Source organism: Galbibacter orientalis DSM 19592 (assembly GCF_000260115.1).
Taxonomy (GTDB): Bacteria; Bacteroidota; Bacteroidia; order Flavobacteriales; family Flavobacteriaceae; genus Galbibacter; species Galbibacter orientalis.
Genome location: NZ_JH651379.1, coordinates 2470287 through 2495017, shown reverse-complemented (window position 1 = coordinate 2495017; position 24731 = coordinate 2470287). Strand labels below are relative to the sequence as shown.

General features: G+C 34.6%; 22 protein-coding genes and 5 tRNA genes. 26 read left to right on the top strand and 1 reads right to left on the bottom strand.

The annotated features are described in order from the left end of the window. The first annotated feature begins 164 nt into the window (after nt 1–164). The 10 genes from JOOMADRAFT_RS10965 (at nt 165) to JOOMADRAFT_RS10920 (ending at nt 9425) form a co-directional block, all read left to right on the top strand. Nucleotides 165–1436, top strand: coding sequence for a DUF2851 family protein (locus JOOMADRAFT_RS10965; protein WP_008613378.1), 1272 nt, complete (start codon nt 165–167; stop codon nt 1434–1436). Between the two features lie 15 nt (nt 1437–1451). Further along, a complete protein-coding gene (locus tag JOOMADRAFT_RS10960) occupies nt 1452–1679 on the top strand; it encodes a PspC family transcriptional regulator (protein WP_008613376.1) in 228 nt (75 codons plus the stop codon). Nucleotides 1680–1736: 57 nt separating this feature from the next. Next, nucleotides 1737–2762 (top strand): potassium channel family protein, encoded by a 1026-nt coding sequence (locus JOOMADRAFT_RS10955; RefSeq protein WP_008613375.1) that lies wholly within the window; start codon nt 1737–1739, stop codon nt 2760–2762. 86 nt (nt 2763–2848) lie between these two features. Beyond that, a complete protein-coding gene (locus JOOMADRAFT_RS10950; protein WP_008613373.1) occupies nt 2849–4930 on the top strand; it encodes an amino acid carrier protein in 2082 nt (693 codons plus the stop codon). A 152-nt stretch (nt 4931–5082) separates the two neighbouring features. Beyond that, nucleotides 5083–5436, top strand: coding sequence for a hypothetical protein (locus JOOMADRAFT_RS19710; protein WP_050989693.1), 354 nt, complete (start codon nt 5083–5085; stop codon nt 5434–5436). Continuing rightward, entirely contained in the window at nt 5433–5795 is a 363-nt protein-coding gene (locus JOOMADRAFT_RS19705) for a helix-hairpin-helix domain-containing protein (protein WP_050989692.1), read from the top strand. Before JOOMADRAFT_RS19710 ends, JOOMADRAFT_RS19705 begins: the two co-directional genes overlap by 4 nt. An 87-nt stretch (nt 5796–5882) precedes the next feature. Then, nucleotides 5883–7022, top strand: coding sequence for an acyl-CoA dehydrogenase family protein (locus tag JOOMADRAFT_RS10940; protein ID WP_040880055.1), 1140 nt, complete (start codon nt 5883–5885; stop codon nt 7020–7022). Nucleotides 7023–7123: 101 nt separating this feature from the next. Beyond that, nucleotides 7124–7669, top strand: a complete 546-nt coding sequence (locus tag JOOMADRAFT_RS10935) for an alpha/beta hydrolase family protein (protein ID WP_008613371.1) — start codon at nt 7124–7126, stop codon at nt 7667–7669. 612 nt (nt 7670–8281) lie between these two features. Beyond that, nucleotides 8282–8476 (top strand): 30S ribosomal protein S21, encoded by a 195-nt coding sequence (gene rpsU / locus JOOMADRAFT_RS10925; RefSeq protein ID WP_008613369.1) that lies wholly within the window; start codon nt 8282–8284, stop codon nt 8474–8476. A 568-nt stretch (nt 8477–9044) separates the two neighbouring features. Continuing rightward, nucleotides 9045–9425, top strand: coding sequence for a hypothetical protein (locus JOOMADRAFT_RS10920; RefSeq protein ID WP_157136676.1), 381 nt, complete (start codon nt 9045–9047; stop codon nt 9423–9425). A gap of 48 nt (nt 9426–9473) precedes the next feature. Here JOOMADRAFT_RS10920 and JOOMADRAFT_RS20175 read toward each other — a convergent pair whose 3' ends face one another. Next, nucleotides 9474–9725, bottom strand: coding sequence for a hypothetical protein (locus JOOMADRAFT_RS20175; RefSeq protein WP_157136675.1), 252 nt, complete (start codon nt 9723–9725; stop codon nt 9474–9476). A gap of 31 nt (nt 9726–9756) precedes the next feature. Here JOOMADRAFT_RS20175 and JOOMADRAFT_RS10910 point away from each other — a divergent pair, with 31 nt between their 5' ends. From JOOMADRAFT_RS10910 to rpoC, 16 genes are all read left to right on the top strand, one after another. Beyond that, on the top strand, nt 9757–10650 hold the full coding sequence (locus tag JOOMADRAFT_RS10910; protein WP_008613367.1) for a tyrosine-type recombinase/integrase: 894 nt from the start codon (nt 9757–9759) through the stop codon (nt 10648–10650). Between the two features lie 200 nt (nt 10651–10850). Beyond that, a complete protein-coding gene (gene hpf, locus JOOMADRAFT_RS10905; RefSeq protein ID WP_008613366.1) occupies nt 10851–11153 on the top strand; it encodes a ribosome hibernation-promoting factor, HPF/YfiA family in 303 nt (100 codons plus the stop codon). Between the two features lie 88 nt (nt 11154–11241). Continuing rightward, nucleotides 11242–11315: transfer RNA gene (locus tag JOOMADRAFT_RS10900), tRNA-Thr, on the top strand. 173 nt (nt 11316–11488) lie between these two features. Beyond that, nucleotides 11489–11570, top strand: a tRNA-Tyr gene (locus JOOMADRAFT_RS10895). A gap of 43 nt (nt 11571–11613) precedes the next feature. After that, nucleotides 11614–11686: transfer RNA gene (locus tag JOOMADRAFT_RS10890), tRNA-Gly, on the top strand. Nucleotides 11687–11854: 168 nt separating this feature from the next. Continuing rightward, nucleotides 11855–11926, top strand: a tRNA-Thr gene (locus JOOMADRAFT_RS10885). A 56-nt stretch (nt 11927–11982) separates the two neighbouring features. Then, nucleotides 11983–13170 carry an elongation factor Tu gene (tuf, locus tag JOOMADRAFT_RS10880; protein WP_008613365.1) on the top strand — a complete coding sequence of 396 codons (1188 nt, stop codon included), beginning with the start codon at nt 11983–11985 and terminating at the stop codon, nt 13168–13170. A gap of 69 nt (nt 13171–13239) precedes the next feature. Next, nucleotides 13240–13310 (top strand) — tRNA-Trp (locus JOOMADRAFT_RS10875). A 23-nt stretch (nt 13311–13333) separates the two neighbouring features. Next, nucleotides 13334–13519 carry a preprotein translocase subunit SecE gene (gene secE / locus JOOMADRAFT_RS10870; RefSeq protein ID WP_008613363.1) on the top strand — a complete coding sequence of 62 codons (186 nt, stop codon included), beginning with the start codon at nt 13334–13336 and terminating at the stop codon, nt 13517–13519. Nucleotides 13520–13543: 24 nt separating this feature from the next. Further along, nucleotides 13544–14095: a transcription termination/antitermination protein NusG gene (gene nusG, locus JOOMADRAFT_RS10865; RefSeq protein ID WP_008613358.1), complete on the top strand. Its 552-nt coding sequence runs from the start codon at nt 13544–13546 to the stop codon at nt 14093–14095. A 73-nt stretch (nt 14096–14168) separates the two neighbouring features. Further along, a complete protein-coding gene (gene rplK, locus JOOMADRAFT_RS10860; protein ID WP_008613347.1) occupies nt 14169–14606 on the top strand; it encodes a 50S ribosomal protein L11 in 438 nt (145 codons plus the stop codon). Between the two features lie 19 nt (nt 14607–14625). Next, nucleotides 14626–15315 carry a 50S ribosomal protein L1 gene (gene rplA / locus JOOMADRAFT_RS10855; protein ID WP_008613333.1) on the top strand — a complete coding sequence of 230 codons (690 nt, stop codon included), beginning with the start codon at nt 14626–14628 and terminating at the stop codon, nt 15313–15315. Nucleotides 15316–15338: 23 nt separating this feature from the next. Further along, nucleotides 15339–15860, top strand: coding sequence for a 50S ribosomal protein L10 (rplJ, locus tag JOOMADRAFT_RS10850; protein WP_008613331.1), 522 nt, complete (start codon nt 15339–15341; stop codon nt 15858–15860). Nucleotides 15861–15914: 54 nt separating this feature from the next. Then, entirely contained in the window at nt 15915–16289 is a 375-nt protein-coding gene (gene rplL / locus JOOMADRAFT_RS10845) for a 50S ribosomal protein L7/L12 (protein ID WP_008613330.1), read from the top strand. Between the two features lie 137 nt (nt 16290–16426). Beyond that, nucleotides 16427–20236, top strand: a complete 3810-nt coding sequence (gene rpoB, locus JOOMADRAFT_RS10840) for a DNA-directed RNA polymerase subunit beta (protein ID WP_008613329.1) — start codon at nt 16427–16429, stop codon at nt 20234–20236. 183 nt (nt 20237–20419) lie between these two features. Beyond that, nucleotides 20420–24724 (top strand): DNA-directed RNA polymerase subunit beta', encoded by a 4305-nt coding sequence (gene rpoC, locus JOOMADRAFT_RS10835; protein WP_008613327.1) that lies wholly within the window; start codon nt 20420–20422, stop codon nt 24722–24724. Nucleotides 24725–24731: the final 7 nt, after the last annotated feature.

Below are 24731 nucleotides of genomic sequence, written 5' to 3'. Positions count from 1 at the left end.
TTTATAGTAAACTACCTCTGAGGTAAGCCCATAAGGCATATAAACAGGGAGCACATTTTGATTTCGAGGCTAGGCTCGGAGTTAAAACCTCGATTATCGAGTAAATAAGTTCTATTTGTATAAATTTTCAGTATCTTCTTTCAAAATTTTGAGGTGTCACTATTTTGAAAGAAGATTTTTTGCATTATATATGGAAGTTTAAAAAGTTTTCGACTAACAATTTGAAAACTGAAAGCGGGGAAACGTTAGAGGTTATTTCTTTAGGGACTCATAACTTACTGGCTGGTCCAGACTTTTTAAATGCCCAACTTAGAATAGATGGGCAGCATTGGGCTGGAAATGTTGAAATTCATGAAAAATCATCATTTTGGTATGCACACCACCATGAAAAAGATGAAGCTTATACTAATGTAATTCTTCATGTAGTTTGGGAACATAATACAGAAGTGTTCAGTAAAAACAATTCTCCAATTGCTACATTGGTTTTAAAAAACATTCTTCAGAAAGAAACACTTATCTCGTATCAAGCTTTAATAAATAAGTGTTCTAGTTTTGTAAATTGTGAAAGTGAGGTAACGGAAATTGATTCATTTTTTAGAAACCGCTGGTTAGAGCGTTTGTATGTAGAACGGTTAAATGATAAATCAAAATTGATCCTCCAAAAACTTCAAGAATCTAAAAATGATTGGGAAGCTGTATTGTATAAAATGCTTCTGAAAAATTTTGGATTAAAAATAAATGGAGAAGCTTTTTTTGAGCTTTCCGAAGAATTACCTTTTTCGATCCTTAGAAAAAATAGAGATTCCGTTTTAACAGTAGAAGCACTGTTATTTGGAGTTTCAAATATGTTAGAAGTAGAATGTGCCGATCAATATTTTATTGATTTAAAAGAAGAATATAAATACCTAGAAAGTAAATACGCATTAAAAAAGTCTCATTTAACCCCTGCATATTTTAAATTACGTCCCTATAATTTTCCTACAATTAGATTAGCTCAAATAGCTTCGTTATACAATAAGGAAGTTAACCTTTTTCAGCAATTGGTATCTTGTAATGAGCTGGAAAACTATTATACTATTTTTGATGTTTCAGCTAGTAATTATTGGGAGCAACATTATACTTTTGGGAAAGAAACAACTTCATCTAAAATAAAAAAACTCAGTAAAAGTTTTATAGATTTACTTATTGTTAACACCATTCTTCCACTAAAATTCTGTTATTTAAAAGCAACAGGAGAAGATGCAAGTGAAAGTATTTTTTTAATGATTGAAAAAATTAAAAAAGAAGATAATAGAATTATTAATAGCTTTGATAAAATTGGTTTTAAAACTAATACGGCTTTAGGGAGTCAGGCTCAACTACAACTCTATAATAATTATTGTAGTAAAAATAAATGTTTGCAATGCGAAATAGGAGTTAAATTAATGAATCGATAATTCTATATTTGTACTATGAATACTTTTCAAGACATTCGATATTATTTTGAAAAAAATGGCTATGCTGTTTCTTCAAGATTGGCTGATAGGCTAGGAATGAAAACAAAAAATGTGAGGTTATTTTTTATATATGCTTCTTTTTTTACGTTGGGGATTTGGTTTTTAGTGTATTTGACTTTAGCTTTTTGGTTAAAACTAAAAGATTTGGTGTACACAAAACGAACTTCTGTGTTTGATTTGTAAACCCGTTTAATTGAGTAGTAACACATATTTAGTTGTAAGAAATCCAAAGTTTAAAAGATGTTCAAATTATTTAAATCCAAGTTTTACATTGCAGTAGCTTTATTACTCTTTATTTTTTCTTTTGGAATTATTGGGTATCGATTGCTTGGAAATTATAGTTGGGTGGAGGCCGCATATATGACGGTGATTACTATTACAACAGTTGGTTTTAGTGAAGTAAGGCCAACGGACGATATCACCAAAATATTTACAATTGTACTTATTACTTCGAGTGTTTTTATTGTAGCATATGCTATTTCTGTAGTTACAGAATATGTTTTATCTAGAAGTACGCTTCAGAATATAAAATTTAGGAAAATGAAAAAACAAGTTGATAGTCTTAATAACCATATCATTATTTGTGGTTATGGTAGAAATGGAATGCAAGCAGCAAAGAAACTCAATGCCTATAGAAAATCATTTGTTGTTATTGAGCAAGATGAAGAATTGGTTAATAAGCATAATGATGAAGTCTTGTTTGTTATTGGAAATGCAAATGAAGACGAAACTCTTGAAGCAGCAGGAATCCAAAGAGCAGAATGTTTAATTACAACCCTTCCTAATGATGCCGATAATTTATTTGTTGTACTTTCTTCAAGACAATTAAATAAAGAAATAGTTATAATTAGTAGAGCTTCTCAAGAAACTTCTCAAAGAAAACTAAAATTAGCAGGAGCCAACAAAACAATAATGCCAGATAAAATAGGAGGAGATCATATGGCTTCCTTAGTGGTTTTACCAGATTTAATAGAATTTATGGATCAGCTTTCTATTGATGATGAAACTACAATTAATTTAGAAGAAGTGGCAGTAGATAATTTGCCAGATGGCTATCTGTATAAAACATTAGTAGATTTAGACTTAAGAAGACAAACAGGATGTACTGCCATTGGTTATAAACAGCCAGATGGAAAATATATAATCAACCCAGATGCGAGTGTGCAATTGTTGCCAAATTCTAAGTTAATGGTACTTGGTCAACCAGAACAAATAAAGAAGCTAAATACGCTTTTTCAGATTGCAGAAAGTACATTTAACGGGTAAAATTTGAATAAACGCCTTTTTTTTATGATATTGCCCCGTCAGTTTTAAGAATTCTTAATTTAAATATAACCTAAACATAATTCTTTATGAGAAAACAATTTCTCTCGATTTTTATAATGCTTTGTTCTGTTGCAGTTTTTGCACAAGAACTTACAGTAAAAGAAACTTTAATTAACCCGTCAAATAAAATTAATGACGGACAAGTAGAGTTAGAAGTTACTGGTGGAACTCCCCCATACACATATAAGTGGAGCAGTCAAGAAACTTCACTTAAATCTAATACGGCAATTAATTTAACAGAAGGAGTAGATTATTCGGTATTAGTTAAAGACGCCACAGGAAAGTCGGTCGAAAAAACATTTAATATTGATACCGAGTCAATAACAGAGATATTCAACGGAACCATGACCCCAGCAGTAGCAGGATTAGGTTCCGTTTTATTTTGGGATCCATTTGCTGCAACAGGGATATATGACCCAGTTGTATATGCAGATGTAAAGTTGATTTCAATTCCAGAATGGAATGCAGATACAGAAGGTAAATTCTCTTTACAGCAATGGTTAAAGCCAGAAGGATCTCATGTTAATAAAGGAGATAAAATAGCTGTTATTTCAAAATCAACAGGAGGAACCGTAGATGCTTTTGCGCAAGCAAACGGGGAGCTAAAATATTTGGTAAAAGAAGGTGGAGTAATTTACAATTCCGACAATAAAAAGCATGTTATTGAGCAAGGCGCTCAATATTTAGCAGAAATTAAATATGATGAGCCTATCCCATTAGTACATCCAAACGGAGATCCTCAAACAAAAAACATTCCATTTATTGTTGTTTGGTTGTTATTAGGAGCAACATTCTTTACGCTTAGAATGGGCTTTATTAATATTCGTGGATTTAAACATTCGTTAGATTTAGCAAAAGGAAAATATGACGATCCAGATGCTCCAGGTCAAGTAACACATTTCCAAGCATTGGCTACAGCAGTTTCTGGAACTGTAGGTCTAGGAAATATTGCTGGGGTTGCAGTGGCAGTTTCATTAGGAGGAGCTGGTGCAACAATGTGGATGATTCTAGCAGGACTTTTAGGAATGTCTTCAAAATTTGTGGAGTGTACTTTAGGAGTAAAATACAGAGATATTCTTCCTGATGGACGTGTTTTTGGAGGTCCGATGAATTACTTGCGTTATGGTTTAGAAAAAAGAAACCTTAAAGGAGTTGGTAAATTCTTAGCTGTATTCTTTGCTATTTTAGCAGTAGGAGCTTCTTTTGGAGGAGGTAATATGTTCCAAGCAAATCAATCTTTTGAGCAGTTAGCGGGTCAGTTTCCAGTACTTGCAGGTCATGGATTTTGGTTTGGGGTTATCACCGCAATTCTAGTAGGAACTGTAATTTTAGGAGGTATTAGTAGTATTGCTAAAGTAACAGAAAAGATTGTACCATTTATGGCTGGAATCTATGTATTAGCAGCTTTAATTGTTATTGGAGTAAATATAGAAAATATAGGGCCAGCTTTTTCTGCAATTATAGATGGAGCTTTTAGTCCAAGTGCATTAAAAGGTGGTGTAATTGGAGTATTGATTGTAGGTTTCCAAAGAGCAGCATTCTCTAATGAGGCTGGAGTAGGATCTGCAGCAATTGCCCATAGTGCGGCAAAAACAAATCATCCGCCATCAGAAGGGTTTGTGGCTTTATTAGAGCCTTTTATAGATACGGTAGTAGTTTGTACTTTAACAGCATTGGTATTAATTTTTACAGGAATGCATGAAGTAGAAGGAATTGCTGGAGCGCAGTTAACATCAGATGCTTTTGGGAGTGTAATTAGTTGGTTCCCTTATGTGCTAGCAGTTGCTGTTTTCTTATTTGCATTTTCAACTATGATTTCTTGGTCCTACTACGGAATGAGAGCTTGGACATTCTTATTCGGAAAGAGTAGAAAAACCGAGATAGTTTACAAAATATTCTTCATGATCTTTATTGTTATTGGAGCTTCTGTAAGTTTAGGCGCAGTGTTAGACTTTTCGGATATGATGATTTTAGCAATGTCGTTCCCTAATATTATAGGTCTTTATATAATGAGTGGAGAAGTTAGAGAAGACCTTCGTGAGTATTTTAGAAAGTTAAAAGCTGGCGAATTATTTAAAAAGCAAAAAGCAGCAAAAGAGACTGCTTAATATACTACATTAATGAAATTTTTATCCCACTTCAGGTTTTCTAAAAGCCAAAGAAGTGGGATATTTTTTTAATATTAATTGTAGTTGGGATTCAATTTCTAACAGTAGGTTGGGGTGTTTTTAAAATAGAAAGAAGTATTTCTGCTAAAAAGGTGTCGATTGTTACTGAAAATAACGTTGAGCAAAAGTTTCAACATTATAAGTTTAATCCAAATTATTTAACCGATTTTAAAGGATATTCTTTAGGTTTATCTACTGAAGAAATAAATGCTTTGTTTGAATATAGAGAAGCTGGAAATTTTGTAAACTCTTCATTAGAATTTCAAAAAGTAACTGGTGTGTCAGATTCTTTGTTGAAAACCATCGATCCTTATTTTAAATTTCCTGAGTTTAAAACCCTTCCGCAGAAAACAATAATTAAAAAACATTTTGAAAAGGCAGATGTTAATCTAGCTAATCCTAAAGATTTTGAGAATGTATATGGGATAGGAGAAAATTGGGGTTGAGAATTGTAAAATACCGAGATTTATTAGGAGGATTTTACTTTAAAGACCAACTTAATGAGGTTTATGGTTTAGATGAAGCAACTGTAAAGCAAGTATGGAAATTATTTGACATTAAAAAGTTGCCCAATTTTAAAAAACTAGACGTAAATCAGGCTACTGTTAAGGAGTTAAATAATCTCCCATATATAGACTGGGAGTTAGCTAAAAAAATTGTATCTTATAGAAGCGCCCATTTAAAAATCAATTCAATTGATGAATTAACAAAAATTGAGGATTTTCCTTCAGATAAATTAAATAGAATTGAATTATATTTGGCAGCTGAATCTACTCTCTCGAGACAAATTCAACAGAACAAGTAATACTAATAACTATCTCGGTACTCCTGAGAAATTAAACCCAACTATTGGGATTAGAACGAACGAATGGAATTGGACATAGCGGCACAAATGAATTTTGATTATACAGAAACACAGCAATTAGTTGCAAATTCGGCTAAAGAGTTTGCGGAGCAATACATAAGACCTCATGTAATGGAATGGGATGAATCTCAAACTTTTCCAATTGAAGTTTTTAAAAAAGCTGGAGAATTAGGTTTTATGGGGGTTTTAGTACCAGAAACTTATGGAGGTTCTGGACTTGGATACCATGAATATATTGCTATTCTAGATGAAATTTCTAAGGTAGATCCTTCTATTGGTTTATCGGTTGCTGCACACAATTCGCTTTGTACTAATCATATTTTAACTTTTGGGAATGAAGAACAGAAGCAAAGATGGTTGCCTAAATTGGCTACAGCCGAATGGATTGGTGCTTGGGGACTTACCGAGCACAATACAGGTTCGGATGCTGGGGGGATGAGTACTACGGCAGTAAAGGATCGAGATGAATGGGTTATTAATGGCGCAAAAAACTTTATTACCCATGGAAAAAGCGGAGATGTAGCTGTAGTTATTGTGAGAACTGGAGAAAAAGGAGATTCTCATGGAATGACAGCTTTTGTGGTGGAAAAAGGAACTCCAGGTTTTTCTAGTGGAAAAAAAGAAGATAAGTTAGGAATGAGAGCCAGTGAAACTGCTGAACTTGTTTTTTCTGATTGTAGAATTCCAGATGCAAATCGTTTAGGAGAAGTAGGAGATGGATTTATTCAGTCCATGAAAATTCTAGATGGCGGTCGTATTTCTATTGGAGCACTTTCCTTAGGAGTTGCAAAAGGAGCTTATGACGCAGCTTTGAAATATTCAAAAGAAAGAGTTCAGTTTGGAAAGCCAATTTCGGAGTTTCAGGGAATTTCTTTTAAACTGGCAGATATGGCTACCGATATTGAAGCGTCTGAATTATTATTGCACAAAGCAGCCTTCGAAAAAAATGCAGGTAGAAAAATGACCAAGTTAAGCGCAATGTGTAAAATGTTTGCGTCAGAAGCTTGTGTTAGAATAGCTAATGAAGCAGTTCAGATTCATGGTGGATATGGATATACAAAAGATTTTCCTGTAGAGAAGTTTTACAGAGATTCTAAGTTGTGTACTATAGGAGAAGGAACCACCGAGATTCAAAAAGTAGTTATTTCCCGTCATCTTTTAAAATAAGTTTTTGTTTAACTCCGTCCTAAACGTTTATCATAAATCTTATAGAAGCTTTTTATAGTTATGTTTAGAGCGTAGTTGTGGTGCATTTGAAAAAAGCATTTATGAAAGAACGAATAATAATAATTTCAGATTTGTGGGGAAGGGAAAAATCTGAATGGTTAATTAATTATACTCGAATTTTAGAGACAGAATTTGATATTTTGTTCTACGACAGTTGCGAACTTGGACAAATTGATGTAGCAAATTATACTCAAGAAAACTTACACAAACAGTTTATAAGTGGTGGTATAGAAAAAGCAATAGACAAACTTGTAGAGAGTGAAAAGCAAAAGGTGAATATTCTTGCATTTAGCATTGGTGGAACAATTGCTTGGAATTTCGGTCTTAAAACTGATAATATTAAGTCATTAGTCTGTGTCTCATCAACAAGACTTAGAAATGAAACTGAAAGACCTAAAGGAAATTTAGAACTTTACTTTGGGAAAAATGACGAATATAAACCTACGGTAGAATGGTTTGAAAATATGGAACTTGAATATGAAGTCCTATCAGATAAAGGACATCAAGTCTATTGCGAAACTCAATTCGCTGAACATTTAAGCAGCAAAATAATAAAACGACACCACAACAATGTATATAAAAAATAGGCGGAATAGTAATAAAATCAAGGCTTTCGGCTCGTATTAAAATATGTGTTTAACCGAATGTTTAGTGCTTCGAAATCGCCTATTTTTCATATACTAAACGTTACCTACAACATTGAAAAAACTACTTCAAATAATAATTCTAACTTTAATCACAGCTTGTGGTTCAATAAAAAACACAACTGACTTAATAGCAGACGAGAAGTTTGAATTATGCTCTGAAATCAGACACAACCAATTAATAACAGAAATCGATCCAATTGAGGGAGAACTGATTTACAAACAGAATATTCATAGTTTATTAGAGAATTCACTAATTCAAGAAAAATATCTTACTGAAATATGTAAAAGCGGATATGAGGAATTATTTAAAAAATGAACAGCAATAATTATTTAGGGCGCTATTGATTTTTGTTAATCATAATTGAGATTTAACTATTCCGACGTTTGCGTAACAATGAGGTTTTCTATTTTTAAGTAATAGTGAGTCTATATCGAGGGAGTTTAATTTCTGATTAACAGGTTTTAAGGAGCGATATTTTTTTTATTTTTTTATTTTTCATTTTAAATTAATTTTTATCTTTGCCGCCATAAAAGAAAGGAGGTGGTCAACTTATGTTAATTATACCAATAAAAGAAGGAGAAAATATAGACAGAGCGCTTAAGCGTTACAAGCGTAAATTTGATAAAACTGGTACGATGCGTCAGCTACGTAGCCGTAAGCAATTTACAAAACCTTCAGTAGAGAAGAGAGCGCAAATTCAAAAAGCAGCTTACGTTCAAAATTTAAGAGATCAGGAAGAAGTATAAGGCTTTTTTCTACTTAAAATAAATACATCCCGTTTCGTTAGAAGCGGGATTTTTTTGTTTATATAAAACATATAGATTATACGTTTTGTATAAGGACTTTCATTAATGTCGGAGTAAAAATACAAGACCGCTTCGCTACAAGAAAAAAACTAAGACTAATTCTTATCTATCAAAAAAGAAGCATTTAATAGAAATAACATTACTGAAATCCTTTTTTAATTAATAGTGAGGAGTCTATTTTGAAAACCTCCATTGAGCCTTGATGTAGTGGGGTCTAATAAATTCCGTTAACTTTTATCCCTCATTGAGGGTTTAATTCCCTAGAGCCTGTACTGAGTTTGCCGAAGTACTCTGCATCGAAATGGGTTTAATTTGTTTCCTTTGAATATTTCATAAGCTTGCCTCGAGGTAGTTGATTGAAAAAATAGATTATATTAAGATTGATTCGAAAAGCTTGTTTGGAATTTGAATAGATTGTTCTTAAAAGAGTTAATTTTATTTAACTATTATGTTTAATATCAATTTAAAAGAGGGTGAAAGAAAGTATTTTTTCTTTAAAAATGCTTTTATGTTTGTTGCTTCATTTATTATAGGAGTGATGACGCATGAATATGGGCATTATGTAATGGCTAAATTTTTAGGGTATAATCCTAAATTTCATTTTAGTTATGTTTCTTATGATACAACAGAATTTCATAAGGAATTTGAAAATATTTATGAGCAGTATAAGGATGAGATAATTGAAGGAGCAGACTTCCCTTTAAAAGAACGCCGAATTGAATTGATGCGTAAATTAAATAAAGAGCGTTTTTTAATAGTTTCTTCTGGAGTTTTTACAACAGCTATGATTGGAACCTTAGGTTTTTTAGTTGTTTTATTTTTTAAGTCGAAACCATATACTGTTATTTTTTTTTTATTTAAGCCTTTTCTGGCTAAGAATGCCTTTTAATCTATGCTTGTCTATAATGCTATATGGATTAGGGGTTACTAATTTTATTTATGGAGGAGATGAATTAAAATTGTCTATATCATCAGAAGTTTCATTGGGAGTCTTTCCTATTGTTTTGGGTGTGTTAGGTGGAATAATATCATGTATGTCTTTTTTGATTTTTATAAAGAAAAGTAATAGAGTACTATTTATAGCGTCAGGTGTACTAGGAGGAGGGATAGGGGCAATAGTATGGTTTCTATTGTTTGGCAATGTATCTTTTTTATGAGTAGTGCTAGCTTTGGTGAATGCGTGATTCAAAATTTGTATCTTTGATATAAACTCATAAGTAATGCCATTTGCTAAATTTCTCGATTATCTTCAGCTTGAAAAAAATTATTCAAAGCATACAGTGTTGGCATATAAAAATGATCTTCAGTCTTTTTTAGATTATTGTATTTCTACTTTTGAGGAGCATACGCTTGAAAATGTAAATTACTCCCAAATCCGTTCTTGGATTGTTCTATTAGTAGATAGTGGTTTAAATAATAGGAGTATAAATAGAAAAGTAGCATCGCTTAAGGCGTATTATAAATTTCTGTTGAAAACAAATCAGATTACGGTTAATCCGTTAGCAAAACACAAAGCTTTAAAAACTGCAAAAAAAATTGAAGTTCCTTTTTCTAAAAATGAGATGACACAGGTTTTAGATGAAATGGAGTTTGGAGAAGATTTTGAAGGGATTCGAGATAAATTAATGATAGCGCTTTTTTATGCCACAGGAATGCGGCGTATTGAATTGGTTAATTTGAAACTTCAGGATATAGATTTTGCCAATAAAACCATTAAGGTTTTAGGGAAGCGTAATAAAGAAAGATTTATCCCGCTTATGGTGTCAATAGAATCTTCAATAAAAAAATATATAGCGGTAAGAAACGATTATGTTAATGAGGATACAAAAGACTCTTTATTTCTTCTTAAAAGTGGTGATAAAATATATGAAAGTCTTGTTTATAGAACAATAAATAAGTACTTTAGTAAGGCGTCAACAAAACTAAAGAAGAGTCCGCATATTCTTAGGCATACATTTGCAACACATTTATTGAATGATGGAGCAGATTTAAATTCAGTAAAAGAATTATTAGGGCATTCTAGTTTAGCTTCAACACAAGTTTATACACATAATAGTATAGCAGAATTGAAAAAGCAATACGGAGAGGCGCATCCGCGAAATAGAAAAAAATAAATTACCTCAGAGCAAGCTCAAGAGATGTAGGAAGGAAAAACCAAAAGAAAACATTTCGAAGCAAGCTTTGGAGTATTCTAATCTCACTTAGTGAGAAACATAATTATATATTATGAGTTAGTTTGATGTTCGATGAAAATCATCGAAGCTGTAGAGCCCATTTAATTGGGAGTATTGTTTAACCTTAAATTTTAAAGGAAATGGAAGTAAACACACAATCTGTAAACTTTAATGTGGATCAAAAATTGTTAAATTTTATTCAAAAGAGATTGGATAAATTAGACCACTATTATGACAAAGTCGTCCATTCAGACGTGTATTTAAAGGTTCAAAACACAAGTGTTAAGGAGAATAAAATAGCCGAGATTAAAGTGCATGTTCCTGGGGATGAATACATAGTAAAGAAACAGTGTAAAACTTTTGAAGAAGCAGTAGATAGTGCTGCTAGTTCCTTAGAAAGGTCGTTAAAAAAAAGAAAGCAAAAATTACGTGCTTATATATAAGTAAAAATTTTTCGTAATTTGTTTTGTAAAAAGAATAATTTATATACATTTGCAGTCCGTTAGAAATAGCGGACTTTTTTACTGAAAAGCCGATGTAGCTCAGCTGGCTAGAGCAGCTGATTTGTAATCAGCAGGTCGTGGGTTCGAGTCCCTCCATCGGCTCAAAAAGTTTTAGTTTTTTGATAACTTGATGATTTTTAGAAGCGTAAAATTTATCTTCAAAAAAAAGATAAAAAAATAGTGATTAATTGAAAAGAATTAATTACTTTTGCGCTCGGAATTTTAAATAAAAAGTGGTTATGATTAACTTCTTTTTAATTCCAAAATGCTTTATTGGGGAGATACTCAAGCGGCCAACGAGGGCAGACTGTAAATCTGCTGACTATGTCTTCGCAGGTTCGAATCCTGCTCTCCCCACAAAAAATGCAAATCGATTCTTATTTATTTTAGAATTGTGAATGCGGGAGTAGCTCAGTTGGTAGAGCGTCAGCCTTCCAAGCTGAATGTCGCGAGTTCGAACCTCGTCTCCCGCTCAAAACAGAATGGCTTGAGTTTAGGCTTAAGTTTAAAAATAGAGATGAGACTAATCTTAAGAAAATAAGGTGTGTTCTCCTCTCTTATTCTAGTACTTTGAGTTTATGGTTGTTGATTGAGGTGATTTTTTAAAAAGCAATTTTTAAACTTGAAGCTTGAATTTTCAAGCCGGTGTAGCTCAGGGGTAGAGCGCTTCCTTGGTAAGGAAGAGGTCACGAGTTCAATTCTCGTCATTGGCTCTTGTTGCGTTTAAATTTGAACACTAATATATAACTAAGATTAAAATTATTAAATCATGGCAAAGGAAACTTTTGATCGTTCCAAACCACACTTAAATATAGGTACTATTGGACACGTAGATCACGGTAAAACTACTTTAACTGCTGCTATCACTAAAGTATTGGCAGATGCTGGTCTTTCTGATGCACGTTCATTCGATTCTATCGATAACGCTCCTGAAGAAAAAGAAAGAGGTATCACAATTAATACTTCTCACGTAGAGTACCAAACTGCTAATCGTCACTACGCTCACGTTGACTGTCCTGGTCACGCGGATTACGTAAAGAACATGGTAACAGGTGCTGCTCAAATGGACGGTGCTATTTTGGTAGTTGCTGCTACAGATGGTCCAATGCCACAAACTCGTGAGCACATCCTTTTAGGACGTCAGGTAGGGGTTCCTAGAATCGTTGTTTTCTTGAATAAAGTTGATATGGTTGATGATGAGGAGCTTTTAGAGCTTGTTGATATGGAGGTAAGAGAATTACTTTCTTTCTACGAGTATGATGGAGATAATGGTCCTGTAATTCCAGGTTCTGCTCTTGGTGCTTTAAATGGTGAGCAAAAATGGGTTGACTCTGTAATGAAGTTGATGGAAGCTGTTGATGAGTGGATTGAATTACCAGTTAGAGATATCGATAAAGATTTCTTAATGCCAATCGAGGATGTATTTACAATTACAGGTCGTGGTACAGTTGCTACTGGACGTATCGAATCTGGAGTTGCTAAAACTGGAGAAGGTGTTGATATTATCGGTATGGGAGCTGAAAAATTAACTTCTACTATTACAGGGGTTGAGATGTTCCGTAAAATATTAGATAGAGGTGAAGCTGGAGATAACGTAGGTATTCTTTTAAGAGGTATTGAGAAAACTGATATCAAAAGAGGTATGGTTATCTGTAAGCCAGGTTCTGTAACTCCTCACGCTAAATTTAAAGCAGAGGTTTACGTTCTTAAAAAAGAAGAAGGTGGACGTCACACTCCATTCCATAACAACTACCGTCCACAGTTCTACGTACGTACAACTGACGTAACAGGTACTATTTCTTTACCTGATGGAGTTGAGATGGTTATGCCTGGTGATAACTTAACTATTACAGTTGAATTACTTCAGCCAATTGCATTAAGCAAAGGTCTACGTTTCGCTATCCGTGAAGGAGGTAGAACAGTAGGAGCTGGACAGGTTACTGAAATTTTAGACTAATTTCATTATAATATACAAGTTTTAAGGGTGTCTAGTTTTTATAAGCTAGACGCCTTTGAACTTGAATAAACGGGTGTAGTTCAAGGGTAGAATACCGGTCTCCAAAACCGTTGATGGGAGTTCGAATCTCTCCACCCGTGCAAAAAAAATATATAGAGTAAAAATGGTAAATTATATAAAGGAATCATTCGAAGAGTTAAGAGCGAATGTTACTTGGCCATCATGGGCTGAGGGACAGAACCTAATGGTTGTTGTTGCTGTTTTCTCTATACTTTTTTCGTTAGCTGTTTGGGGCGTTGATACAGCTTTAGCTAAGCTTATCAAGCTTTATTTCGGTGCAATTAATTAATAATATTTAAAGACGAGTATTGCAATGGCAGAAGCGTTGGCAAAACAGTGGTATGTAGTAAGGGCTGTGAGTGGTCAGGAAAATAAAGTTAAAGGCTACATAGAACAAGATATAGCTCGCCTTGGGTATTCAGATTATGTAGATGAAGTATTAGTGCCTACAGAGAAGGTGATTCAGATACGTAATGGTAAAAAGATAAATAAAGAACGAGTTTACTTCCCTGGCTATGTAATGGTGAAAGCTAATTTAGGAGGGGAAATAGTTCATGTTATTAAATCTATAACTGGAGTTATAGGTTTTCTTGGTGAAGTAAAAGGAGGAGATCCTGTTCCATTGAGAAAATCTGAAGTAAATAGAATGTTAGGAAAAGTGGATGAGTTATCTGTTAAAACAGATAATGTTGCTATTCCTTATGTTTTAGGAGAAACAGTAAAAGTTATAGATGGTCCTTTTAATGGATTTAATGGAACTGTTGAAAAAGTAAATGAAGAGAAGCGTAAGCTTGAGGTAATGGTTAAGATTTTCGGAAGAAAAACACCATTAGAGTTGAGTTATATGCAGGTAGAGAAAGTATAATTGTTACACATTATATAGATTCGTCTTGCTTCCATTAGATAAGGCGATTCAAATTTTAAATTGAACAAAAACAATGGCAAAAGAAGTTAGTAAAGTAGTTAAGCTACAAGTTAGGGGAGGTGCTGCGAATCCGTCGCCACCGGTTGGACCCGCTCTAGGTGCTGCCGGTGTTAACATCATGGAGTTCTGTAAGCAGTTTAATGCTCGTACACAGGACAAACAAGGTAAAGTATTACCTGTTGCTATCACCGTTTACAAAGACAAATCATTCGACTTTGTAATTAAGACACCGCCAGCGGCAGTTCAGCTAATGGAAGCGGCTAAGGTTAAAAAGGGTTCTGGAGAGCCAAACCGTAAAAAGGTTGCTAGCGTTACTTGGGATCAAGTAAAAGCTATCGCAGAAGACAAAATGCAAGATCTTAATGCGTTTACTGTAGAATCTGCTATGAGCATGGTTGCAGGAACAGCAAGATCTATGGGGTTAACGGTTTCAGGTGATAAGCCTTTTTAAATCTTAAAAGAATCTAGAAATGGCAAAATTAACAAAAAAGCAAAAAGAAGCAGTTGGGAAAATCGACAAGAGTAAATTATACTCTGTTCAAGAGGCTTCTCAACTAGTAAAAGATATCACTAACGTTAAGTTTGATGCATCTGTTGACTTAGCAGTACGTTTAGGAGTAGATCCACGTAAAGCTAATCAAATGGTAAGAGGGGTAGTTACACTTCCGCATGGAACTGGTAAAGATGTAAAAGTTTTAGCATTGGTTACTCCAGATAAGGAAGCCGAAGCTAAAGAAGCTGGAGCAGATTACGTAGGGTTAGGTGAGTACTTACAAAAGATAAAAGACGGTTGGACAGATGTTGATGTAATAATCACTATGCCAAGCGTAATGGGTAAATTGGGGCCTTTAGGACGTGTTCTAGGACCAAGAGGTTTAATGCCAAACCCAAAGACAGGTACAGTTACTATGGATGTAGCTAAAGCTGTAAGTGAGGTGAAAGCTGGTAAAATTGACTTTAAAGTTGATAAAACAGGGATCGTTCATGCAGCAGTAGGTAAAGCATCTTTTTCAGCAGACAAAATTGCTGATAACGCAAACGAATTATTACAAACATTATTAAAACTGAAGCCAACTGCGGCCAAAGGAACTTACGTAAAGAGTATCTTTATATCTAGTACAATGAGTCCTAGTATTCCTGTAGATCCTAAGGCAGTTTAATTGGCAGTATAAATTTTTTAATCATGACTAGAGAAGAAAAGTTAACGGTAATAGAAGATTTGACTGCGCAGTTAGGTGATAATGGAAATATCTATTTAGCAGATATTTCAGGATTGGATGCCGAGACAACCTCTAACTTACGTAGAGCTTGTTTTAAAGCAAACATCAAACTTGCAGTTGTAAAAAATACATTGCTTGCAAAAGCAATGGAGGCTTCTGATAAAGATTTCGGAGATCTTCCAACAGTACTTAAAGGTAATACATCTTTAATGTTTTCTGAAACTGGAAACGGTCCTGCGAAACTTATCAAAGATTTCCGTAAAAAATCTGATAAACCTTTATTAAAAGGTGCTTTTATAGAAGAAGCAGTTTACCTTGGAGATAACCAATTAGATGCCCTTGTTAGTATCAAATCTAAAGAGGAAGTTATTGGAGATATCATCGGATTGTTACAGTCGCCTGCTAAGAATGTTATTAGCGGACTTAAATCAGGTGGTGGTAAATTAGCTGGTATCCTTAAAACCTTATCAGAAAAGGAATCATAAAGTAGTACGCACTTAAACAATTATATTTTTAAAAATTTATTAAAACGATAGAAAATGGCAGATTTAAAAGATTTTGCAGAACAATTAGTTAATTTAACAGTTAAAGAAGTAAACGAATTAGCTGATATCTTAAAAGAAGAATACGGTATAGAGCCAGCTGCTGCAGCTGTTGCTGTTGCTGGTGGAGCTGCTGCTGGTGGTGAAGCTGCTGAGGAGAAAACAGAATTTGATGTTATCCTTAAAGCTGCTGGAGCCTCTAAATTAGCTGTAGTAAAATTAGTTAAAGAATTAACTGGTTTAGGACTTAAAGAAGCTAAAGAAATGGTAGACGGAGCTCCTAAAGCTATCAAAGAAGGAGTAGCTAAAGATGAAGCGGAAGCGCTTAAAGCATCTTTAGAAGAAGCTGGTGCAGAGGTAGAATTAAACTAATTCCACCCTACAGCGCTTAGCTGTAAGATACGGTTTAGGTCCTTCCCGAATATTACGGGTAGTGACCTAAACCCTTTTTGCGTATATAAATGTATACGTTTTTTTAATTTTCACTTTAATCAAAATATTGTCCATTGATGTTCACAAATCAGACTGAAAGAATTAATTTCGCCTCTGCAAAGAATACTCCGGCATACCCGGATTTCTTGGACATTCAGATTAAGTCATTCCAGGATTTCTTTCAACTGGAAACAAAATCTGAAGAGAGAGGTAACGAAGGTCTTTATAACACCTTCTTGGAGAACTTCCCCATTACTGATACGCGTAATCAATTTGTACTTGAATTTTTAGACTACTTTATCGATCCTCCTAGATACTCAATTCAAGAGTGTATAGAAAGAGGATTAACGTACAGTGTACCATTAAAGGCTAGACTAAAACTTTATTGTACAGATCCTGAGCACGAAGATTTTGAAACCATAGTACAGGATGTTTATCTTGGGGTAATTCCTTACATGACACCTAGTGGTACCTTTGTTATAAACGGAGCGGAACGCGTAGTTGTATCGCAATTACACAGATCTCCAGGTGTATTCTTTGGTCAATCATTCCATGCGAATGGAACAAAATTGTATTCTGCCAGAGTAATTCCTTTTAAAGGTTCTTGGATAGAATTTGCTACCGATATTAATAGCGTTATGTACGCATATATCGATAGAAAGAAAAAATTACCTGTTACAACACTTTTCCGTGCTATCGGATTTGAGCGCGATAAAGATATTCTTGAAATTTTTGACCTTGCTGAAGAGGTTAAAGTTTCAAAAAGTGGCTTGAAAAAAGTGTTGGGCAGAAAGTTAGCGGCACGTGTGCTTAAAACTTGGCATGAAGATTTCGTTGATGAGGATACAGGCGAGGTGGTTTCTATCGAAAGAAATGAAATCATTCTAGACAGAGACACGATTCTTGAAAAAGATCATATAGATGAAATTGTAGATACCGATGTTAAAACTATCTTATTGCATAAAGAAGATAGCCAAACAGGAGATTATGCTATTATCTATAACACATTACAAAAAGACCCTACAAACTCAGAAAAAGAGGCTGTAGAGCATATATACCGTCAATTACGTAATGCTGAACCGCCAGATGAAGAAACGGCAAGAGGTATTATAGACAAATTATTCTTCTCAGATCAACGTTACAACTTAGGAGAAGTTGGTCGTTACAGAATGAATAAAAAGTTAGGCTTGGATATCGCAATGGATAAACAAGTTTTAACAAAAGAAGATATTATTACAATTATTAAATATCTTATTGAGTTAATCAACTCTAAAGCAGAGATTGATGATATCGATCACTTATCTAACCGTCGTGTTAGAACAGTAGGAGAGCAATTGTCTTCTCAGTTTGGAGTAGGTTTAGCACGTATGGCTAGAACCATTCGTGAGCGTATGAATGTACGTGATAACGAGGTGTTTACACCTATCGATTTGATTAATGCTAAAACATTATCATCGGTTATTAACTCATTCTTTGGTACAAATCAGTTATCTCAGTTTATGGATCAAACAAATCCATTGGCAGAGATTACACACAAACGTCGTTTATCTGCATTAGGACCAGGAGGTCTTTCTCGTGAGAGAGCAGGATTCGAGGTTCGTGACGTTCACTACACGCATTACGGACGTCTTTGTCCTATTGAAACACCAGAGGGACCAAACATTGGTTTGATTTCTTCATTAAGTGTGTTTGCGAAAGTAAACGGAATGGGATTCATTGAAACTCCATATAGAAAAGTAACTGAAGGTAAAGTAGATCTTTCTGAAATACTTTATTTAAGTGCTGAAGAAGAAGAAGAAAAGAAAATTGCACAAGCAAATATTCCTTTATCAGATAATGGAACTATTGATACTGATAAAGTAATTGCACGTATGGAAGGTGACTTCCCAGTAGTAGATCCAGAAGAGATTCATTACACGGATGTTGCACCAAACCAGATTGCATCTATTTCTGCATCTTTAATTCCATTCTTGGAGCATGATGATGCCAACCGTGCATTGATGGGATCTAACATGATGCGCCAGGCAGTTCCTTTATTAAGACCAGAATCTCCAATTGTAGGGACAGGTCTAGAACGTCAGGTGGCTTCAGATTCTCGTGTATTAATTAACGCAGAAGGAGATGGAGTAATAGATTATGTAGATGCGTCTAAAATTACAATTAAGTACGATAGAACTGAAAATGATAGATTGGTAAGTTTTGATGATGATTTCAAAACATACAACCTAGTTAAATTCAGAAAAACAAATCAAGGAACTTCTATTAACCTTAAACCTATTGTAAGAAAAGGTGATAAAGTTAAAAAAGGACAAGTACTTTGTGAAGGTTATGCTACACAACAAGGAGAACTTGCTTTAGGAAGAAACTTACAAGTAGCCTTTATGCCTTGGAAAGGGTATAACTTTGAGGATGCAATTGTAATTTCTGAAAAAGTAGTTAGAGAAGATATCTTTACATCTATCCATATTGATGAGTATTCTCTTGAAGTGAGAGATACAAAATTAGGAGCTGAAGAATTAACAAATGATATTCCTAACGTATCTGAAGAGGCTACAAAAGACTTGGATGAAAACGGAATGATTCGTATTGGAGCTGAAGTAAAACCTGGAGATATTTTAATTGGTAAGATTACTCCAAAAGGAGAATCAGATCCAACTCCAGAAGAAAAATTACTTCGTGCAATCTTTGGAGATAAAGCAGGAGATGTAAAAGACGCTTCATTAAAAGCTTCTCCATCATTAAATGGAGTAGTTATTGATAAGAAATTGTTCTCAAGAGCTATTAAAGATAAGCGTAAGAGAGCAAAAGATAAAGAAGATATTGCTAAGTTAGAGTTAGAATTTGAGACAAAATTCACTGGACTTAAAGATGTATTGGTTGAAAAATTATTCTCAATTGTAAACGGAAAAACATCACAAGGAGTATTTAACGATTTAGGAGAAGAAGTATTCCCTAAAGGTAAAAAATACACACAAAAGATGTTGAATGCTGTAGACGATTTCGCACACTTAGTAAGCGGAACTTGGACAACAGATGATGAGACTAATGCATCAATCAACGATCTTCTTCATAATTATAAAATTAAATTAAACGACCTTCAAGGAGCGTTACGTAGAGATAAGTTTACTATTTCTGTTGGGGATGAATTACCAGCAGGAATTATGAAACTTGCTAAAGTGTATATCGCTAAAAAACGTAAGCTTAAAGTAGGAGATAAGATGGCAGGTCGTCACGGTAATAAAGGTATTGTAGCTAGAATTACACGTCAAGAAGATATGCCATTCTTAGAAGATGGAACACCAGTAGATATTGTATTAAATCCACTTGGGGTACCTTCTCGTATGAACATTGGGCAGATTTATGAAACCGTTTTAGGATGGGCAGGTAAAAACTTAGGTAGAAAATTTGCAACTCCAATCTTTGATGGTGCATCATTAGATCAAATTAATGAGCTTACAGATGAAGCTGGAATTCCAAGATTTGGTCATACATACCTTTATGATGGTGGAACTGGAGAGCGTTTTGATCAAGCGGCTACAGTAGGTGTAATTTACATGCTTAAATTAGGCCACATGGTAGACGACAAAATGCATGCACGTTCTATTGGACCATACTCATTAATTACGCAACAGCCTTTAGGAGGTAAAGCACAATTTGGTGGTCAGCGTTTTGGTGAGATGGAGGTTTGGGCACTTGAGGCATACGGTGCATCAAGTACACTAAGAGAAATCTTAACTGTAAAATCTGATGATGTTATTGGTAGAGCTAAAACTTACGAGTCTATCGTTAAGGGAGAGATGATGCCAGAACCAGGATTACCAGAATCCTTCAATGTATTAATGCATGAGTTGAAAGGTCTTGGTTTAGATATCAGATTAGAAGAATAATAATTTTAGTAGAGGCACTCGGTATGATACGGAGTGCCTTCACTAAAAAAGTTATAACCAACTACCTGCGGGGAAAGTCCTAAAGGTTTTTATAGTAAAACAATTTAATTCATTTCAACATAAGGTTGAAGAATTAAAACCTCAAAGAGGGTAATTACACTTAATTCATTATCACCATATATTATGGCTAGAAATAAAGATAAGAATACAGTACAACAGAGATTTAATAAAATCTCTATTGGTTTAGCGTCTCCAGAATCCATTTTAGCAGAGTCTAGAGGAGAAGTGCTAAAGCCGGAAACCATTAATTACCGTACGCACAAACCAGAGCGTGACGGTCTTTTCTGTGAGCGTATTTTTGGTCCGGTAAAGGATTACGAATGTGCTTGTGGTAAATATAAAAGAATACGTTATAAAGGAATTGTTTGTGACCGATGTGGTGTTGAAGTTACCGAGAAAAAGGTACGTAGAGATAGAGTAGGACACATCAATTTAGTAGTTCCTGTTGCACATATTTGGTATTTCCGTTCTTTACCAAACAAAATAGGATACCTTCTTGGATTACCATCTAAGAAATTGGATATGATTATCTACTATGAGCGTTATGTTGTTATCCAACCGGGTAATGCAAAAAATGCTGATGGAGAACCTGTTCAAAAAATGGATTTCTTAACGGAAGAAGAATATTTAAATATTCTAGAATCGCTTCCTTCAGAAAATCAATATTTAGAAGATACAGACCCTAATAAGTTTATTGCTAAAATGGGAGCTGAATGTCTTATAGAGTTATTGTCAAGAATAGAACTTAACGAACTTTCTTACGAGCTTAGACATAAAGCAAATACTGAAACTTCTAAACAACGTAAAACAGAAGCTTTAAAACGTCTTCAAGTTGTTGAAGCACTTCGTGAATCTCAAAAGAATAGAGAAAACAATCCAGAATGGATGATTATGAAAGTAATTCCGGTTATTCCACCAGAATTACGTCCATTAGTTCCATTGGATGGAGGTCGTTTTGCAACATCAGATTTAAATGATCTTTACCGTAGGGTAATTATCAGAAACAATCGTTTAAAACGATTAATGGAGATTAAAGCTCCAGAAGTTATCTTACGTAACGAGAAGCGTATGCTTCAAGAATCTGTAGATTCATTATTTGATAATACCCGTAAGTCTTCTGCAGTTAAAACAGAATCTAACAGACCATTAAAATCGCTTTCAGATTCATTAAAAGGTAAACAAGGACGTTTCCGTCAAAACCTTCTAGGTAAACGTGTGGATTATTCGGCACGTTCGGTAATTGTTGTTGGACCAGAAATGAAATTGTTTGAATGTGGTCTTCCTAAAAACATGGCAGCAGAGCTATACAAACCTTTTGTAATTAGAAAACTAATTGAAAGAGGGATTGTAAAAACGGTAAAATCTGCCAAAAAGATTATAGACAAAAGAGAGCCAGTAGTTTGGGATATTCTTGAGAACGTTCTTAAAGGACACCCAGTACTACTTAACCGTGCCCCTACGCTTCACCGTTTGGGTATCCAAGCATTCCAGCCTAAATTAATTGAGGGGAAAGCTATCCAGTTACACCCATTGGTATGTACGGCATTCAACGCCGATTTCGATGGTGACCAGATGGCGGTTCACTTACCTCTTGGGCCAGAAGCTATTTTAGAGGCACAAATGTTAATGTTGGCATCTCACAACATATTGAACCCAGCAAATGGTTCGCCAGTTACAGTACCTTCTCAGGATATGGTCTTGGGGCTGTACTATATGACTAAAGCTAGAAGATCTACACCAGAGCATCCTATTAAAGGAGAAGGTTTGACTTTTTATTCTGCAGATGAAGTAACAATTGCTTTTAATGAGAAAAAAGTTGACTTAAATGCAATGGTAAAGGTTCGTGCTAAGGACTTTAATGAAGAAGGAGAATTAGTGTACCAAATTATTGAAACTACAGTAGGTAGAATTTTATTCAACCAAGTAGTTCCAGAAAAGGCGGGATATATTAATGAAGTATTGACTAAAAAGTCGCTTAGAGATATTATTGGAGAAATCTTAAAGGCTACAGATGTTCCTACAACTGCAGACTTCTTGGACAAAATCAAGAGTATGGGGTATAACTTCGCATTTAAAGGAGGTTTATCATTCAGTTTAGGAGATATTATTATTCCTGAAGAGAAAGGACCAATGATTGATGAGGCAAATGTTCAGGTAGACGGAATTATGGCCAATTATAACATGGGACTTATTACTAATAATGAGCGTTATAATCAGGTAATTGATGTTTGGACTTCTACCAATGCAATGCTTACTGAACTTGCAATGAAGCGTATTCGTGAAGATAACCAAGGATTTAACTCGGTATTTATGATGCTTGACTCTGGAGCAAGGGGATCTAAAGAACAGATTCGTCAGCTTACAGGAATGCGTGGATTAATGGCAAAACCTAAAAAATCTACCGCTGGTGGTGGAGAAATTATTGAGAATCCAATTCTTTCTAACTTTAAAGAAGGATTATCGATTCTTGAGTACTTTATTTCTACTCACGGTGCGCGTAAAGGACTTGCGGATACGGCGTTAAAAACTGCCGATGCGGGTTACTTAACACGTCGTTTGGTGGATGTTTCTCAAGATGTTATTGTGAATACAGAAGACTGCGGAACTTTACGTGGTGTAGAAGTTGAAGCATTGAAGAAGAATGATGAGATAGTAGAATCTTTAGGAGAACGTATTTTAGGACGTGTTTCTTTACACGATGTTTACGATCCGTTAACAGAAGAATTATTAGTTCGTTCTGGAGAGGAAGTTTCAGAAGCAATCGTTAAGAAAATTAATGCATCTCCTGTTGAGAAAATTGAAGTACGTTCGCCACTTACTTGTGAAGCAAAACGAGGTATTTGTGCGAAATGTTACGGACGTAATCTTGCAACTGGTAAGATGGTTCAAAGAGGAGAAGCTGTTGGAGTTGTTGCTGCACAGTCTATTGGGGAACCAGGTACACAGCTTACGCTACGTACATTCCACGTAGGAGGTATTGCAGGAAACATTTCAGAAGAAAATAAAGTAATTGCTAAATTTAATAGTAAGTTAGAAATAGAAGACCTTAAAACAGTTAAGGGAACAGATGCTGAAGGAAATGAGGTTGATGTTGTAATTTCTAGAACTGCCGAAGTTAAATTTGTTGACGAAAAAACAGGTATTGTTTTAGCTACAAATAACGTTCCTTATGGTTCGCAAATTTTTGTGAAAGAAGGACAAAAAGTAGAAAAAGGAGCTGTAATCTGTCAATGGGATCCATATAACGCAGTAATTGTTTCTGAATTCTCAGGAAAAATTGCTTACGAAAATATTGATCAAGGGGTTACTTACCAAGTAGAGATTGATGAGCAAACTGGTTTCCAAGAGAAAGTAATTTCTGAATCTAGAAACAAAAAGCTTATTCCAACTTTATTGATTAAAGATGCTAAAGGAGAAACTTTACGTTCTTATAACTTACCAGTAGGTGCACACATTATGGTGGACAATGGGGAGAAGATAGCAGAAGGTAAAGTATTGGTTAAGATTCCTAGAAGATCTTCTAAAGCAGGGGATATTACAGGGGGTCTACCTAGAGTTACCGAGCTTTTCGAAGCACGTAACCCATCTAATCCAGCTGTAGTATCTGAAATTGATGGTGTAGTTTCTTTCGGGAAAATTAAAAGAGGTAATCGTGAGATTATTGTAGAATCTAAATTAGGAGACATTAAAAAGTACTTGGTTAAATTATCTAACCAGATTCTTGTTCAGGAAAACGATTATGTTCGTGCCGGAATGCCTCTTTCTGATGGTTCTATTACACCAGAAGATATTTTAAGAATTAAAGGCCCATCTGCGGTACAGCAATACTTAGTAAACGAAGTACAAGAGGTATACCGTTTACAAGGGGTGAAAATTAACGATAAGCACTTTGAAGTAGTAGTACGTCAAATGATGCGTAAAGTTAATATTCAAGATTCTGGAGATACTACTTTCTTAGAGCAACAATTAGTTCATAAAGACGATTTCATTGAAGAAAATGATAGAATCTTTGGAATGAAAGTTATCGAGGATGCAGGAGATTCAGATACTTTAAGAGCAGGACAAATTATTTCTCCACGTGAGTTGAGAGATGAGAATTCTATCTTAAGAAGAAATGACAAACAACTTGTTGAGGCTAGAGATGCTGTTCCGGCAGTAGCTACGCCAATACTTCAAGGTATTACAAGAGCATCGTTACAAACAAAATCGTTTATCTCTGCTGCATCGTTCCAGGAAACTACAAAAGTACTGAACGAAGCTGCTGTAAGCGGTAAAATAGATGATCTTGAAGGATTAAAAGAGAATGTAATTGTTGGACACAGAATCCCAGCTGGTACTGGAATGAGAGACTATGATAATATTATTGTAGGATCTAAAGAAGAGTACAATGAGATTATGGCTAGTAAACAACAGCACGTTAACTTTTAAGAATACT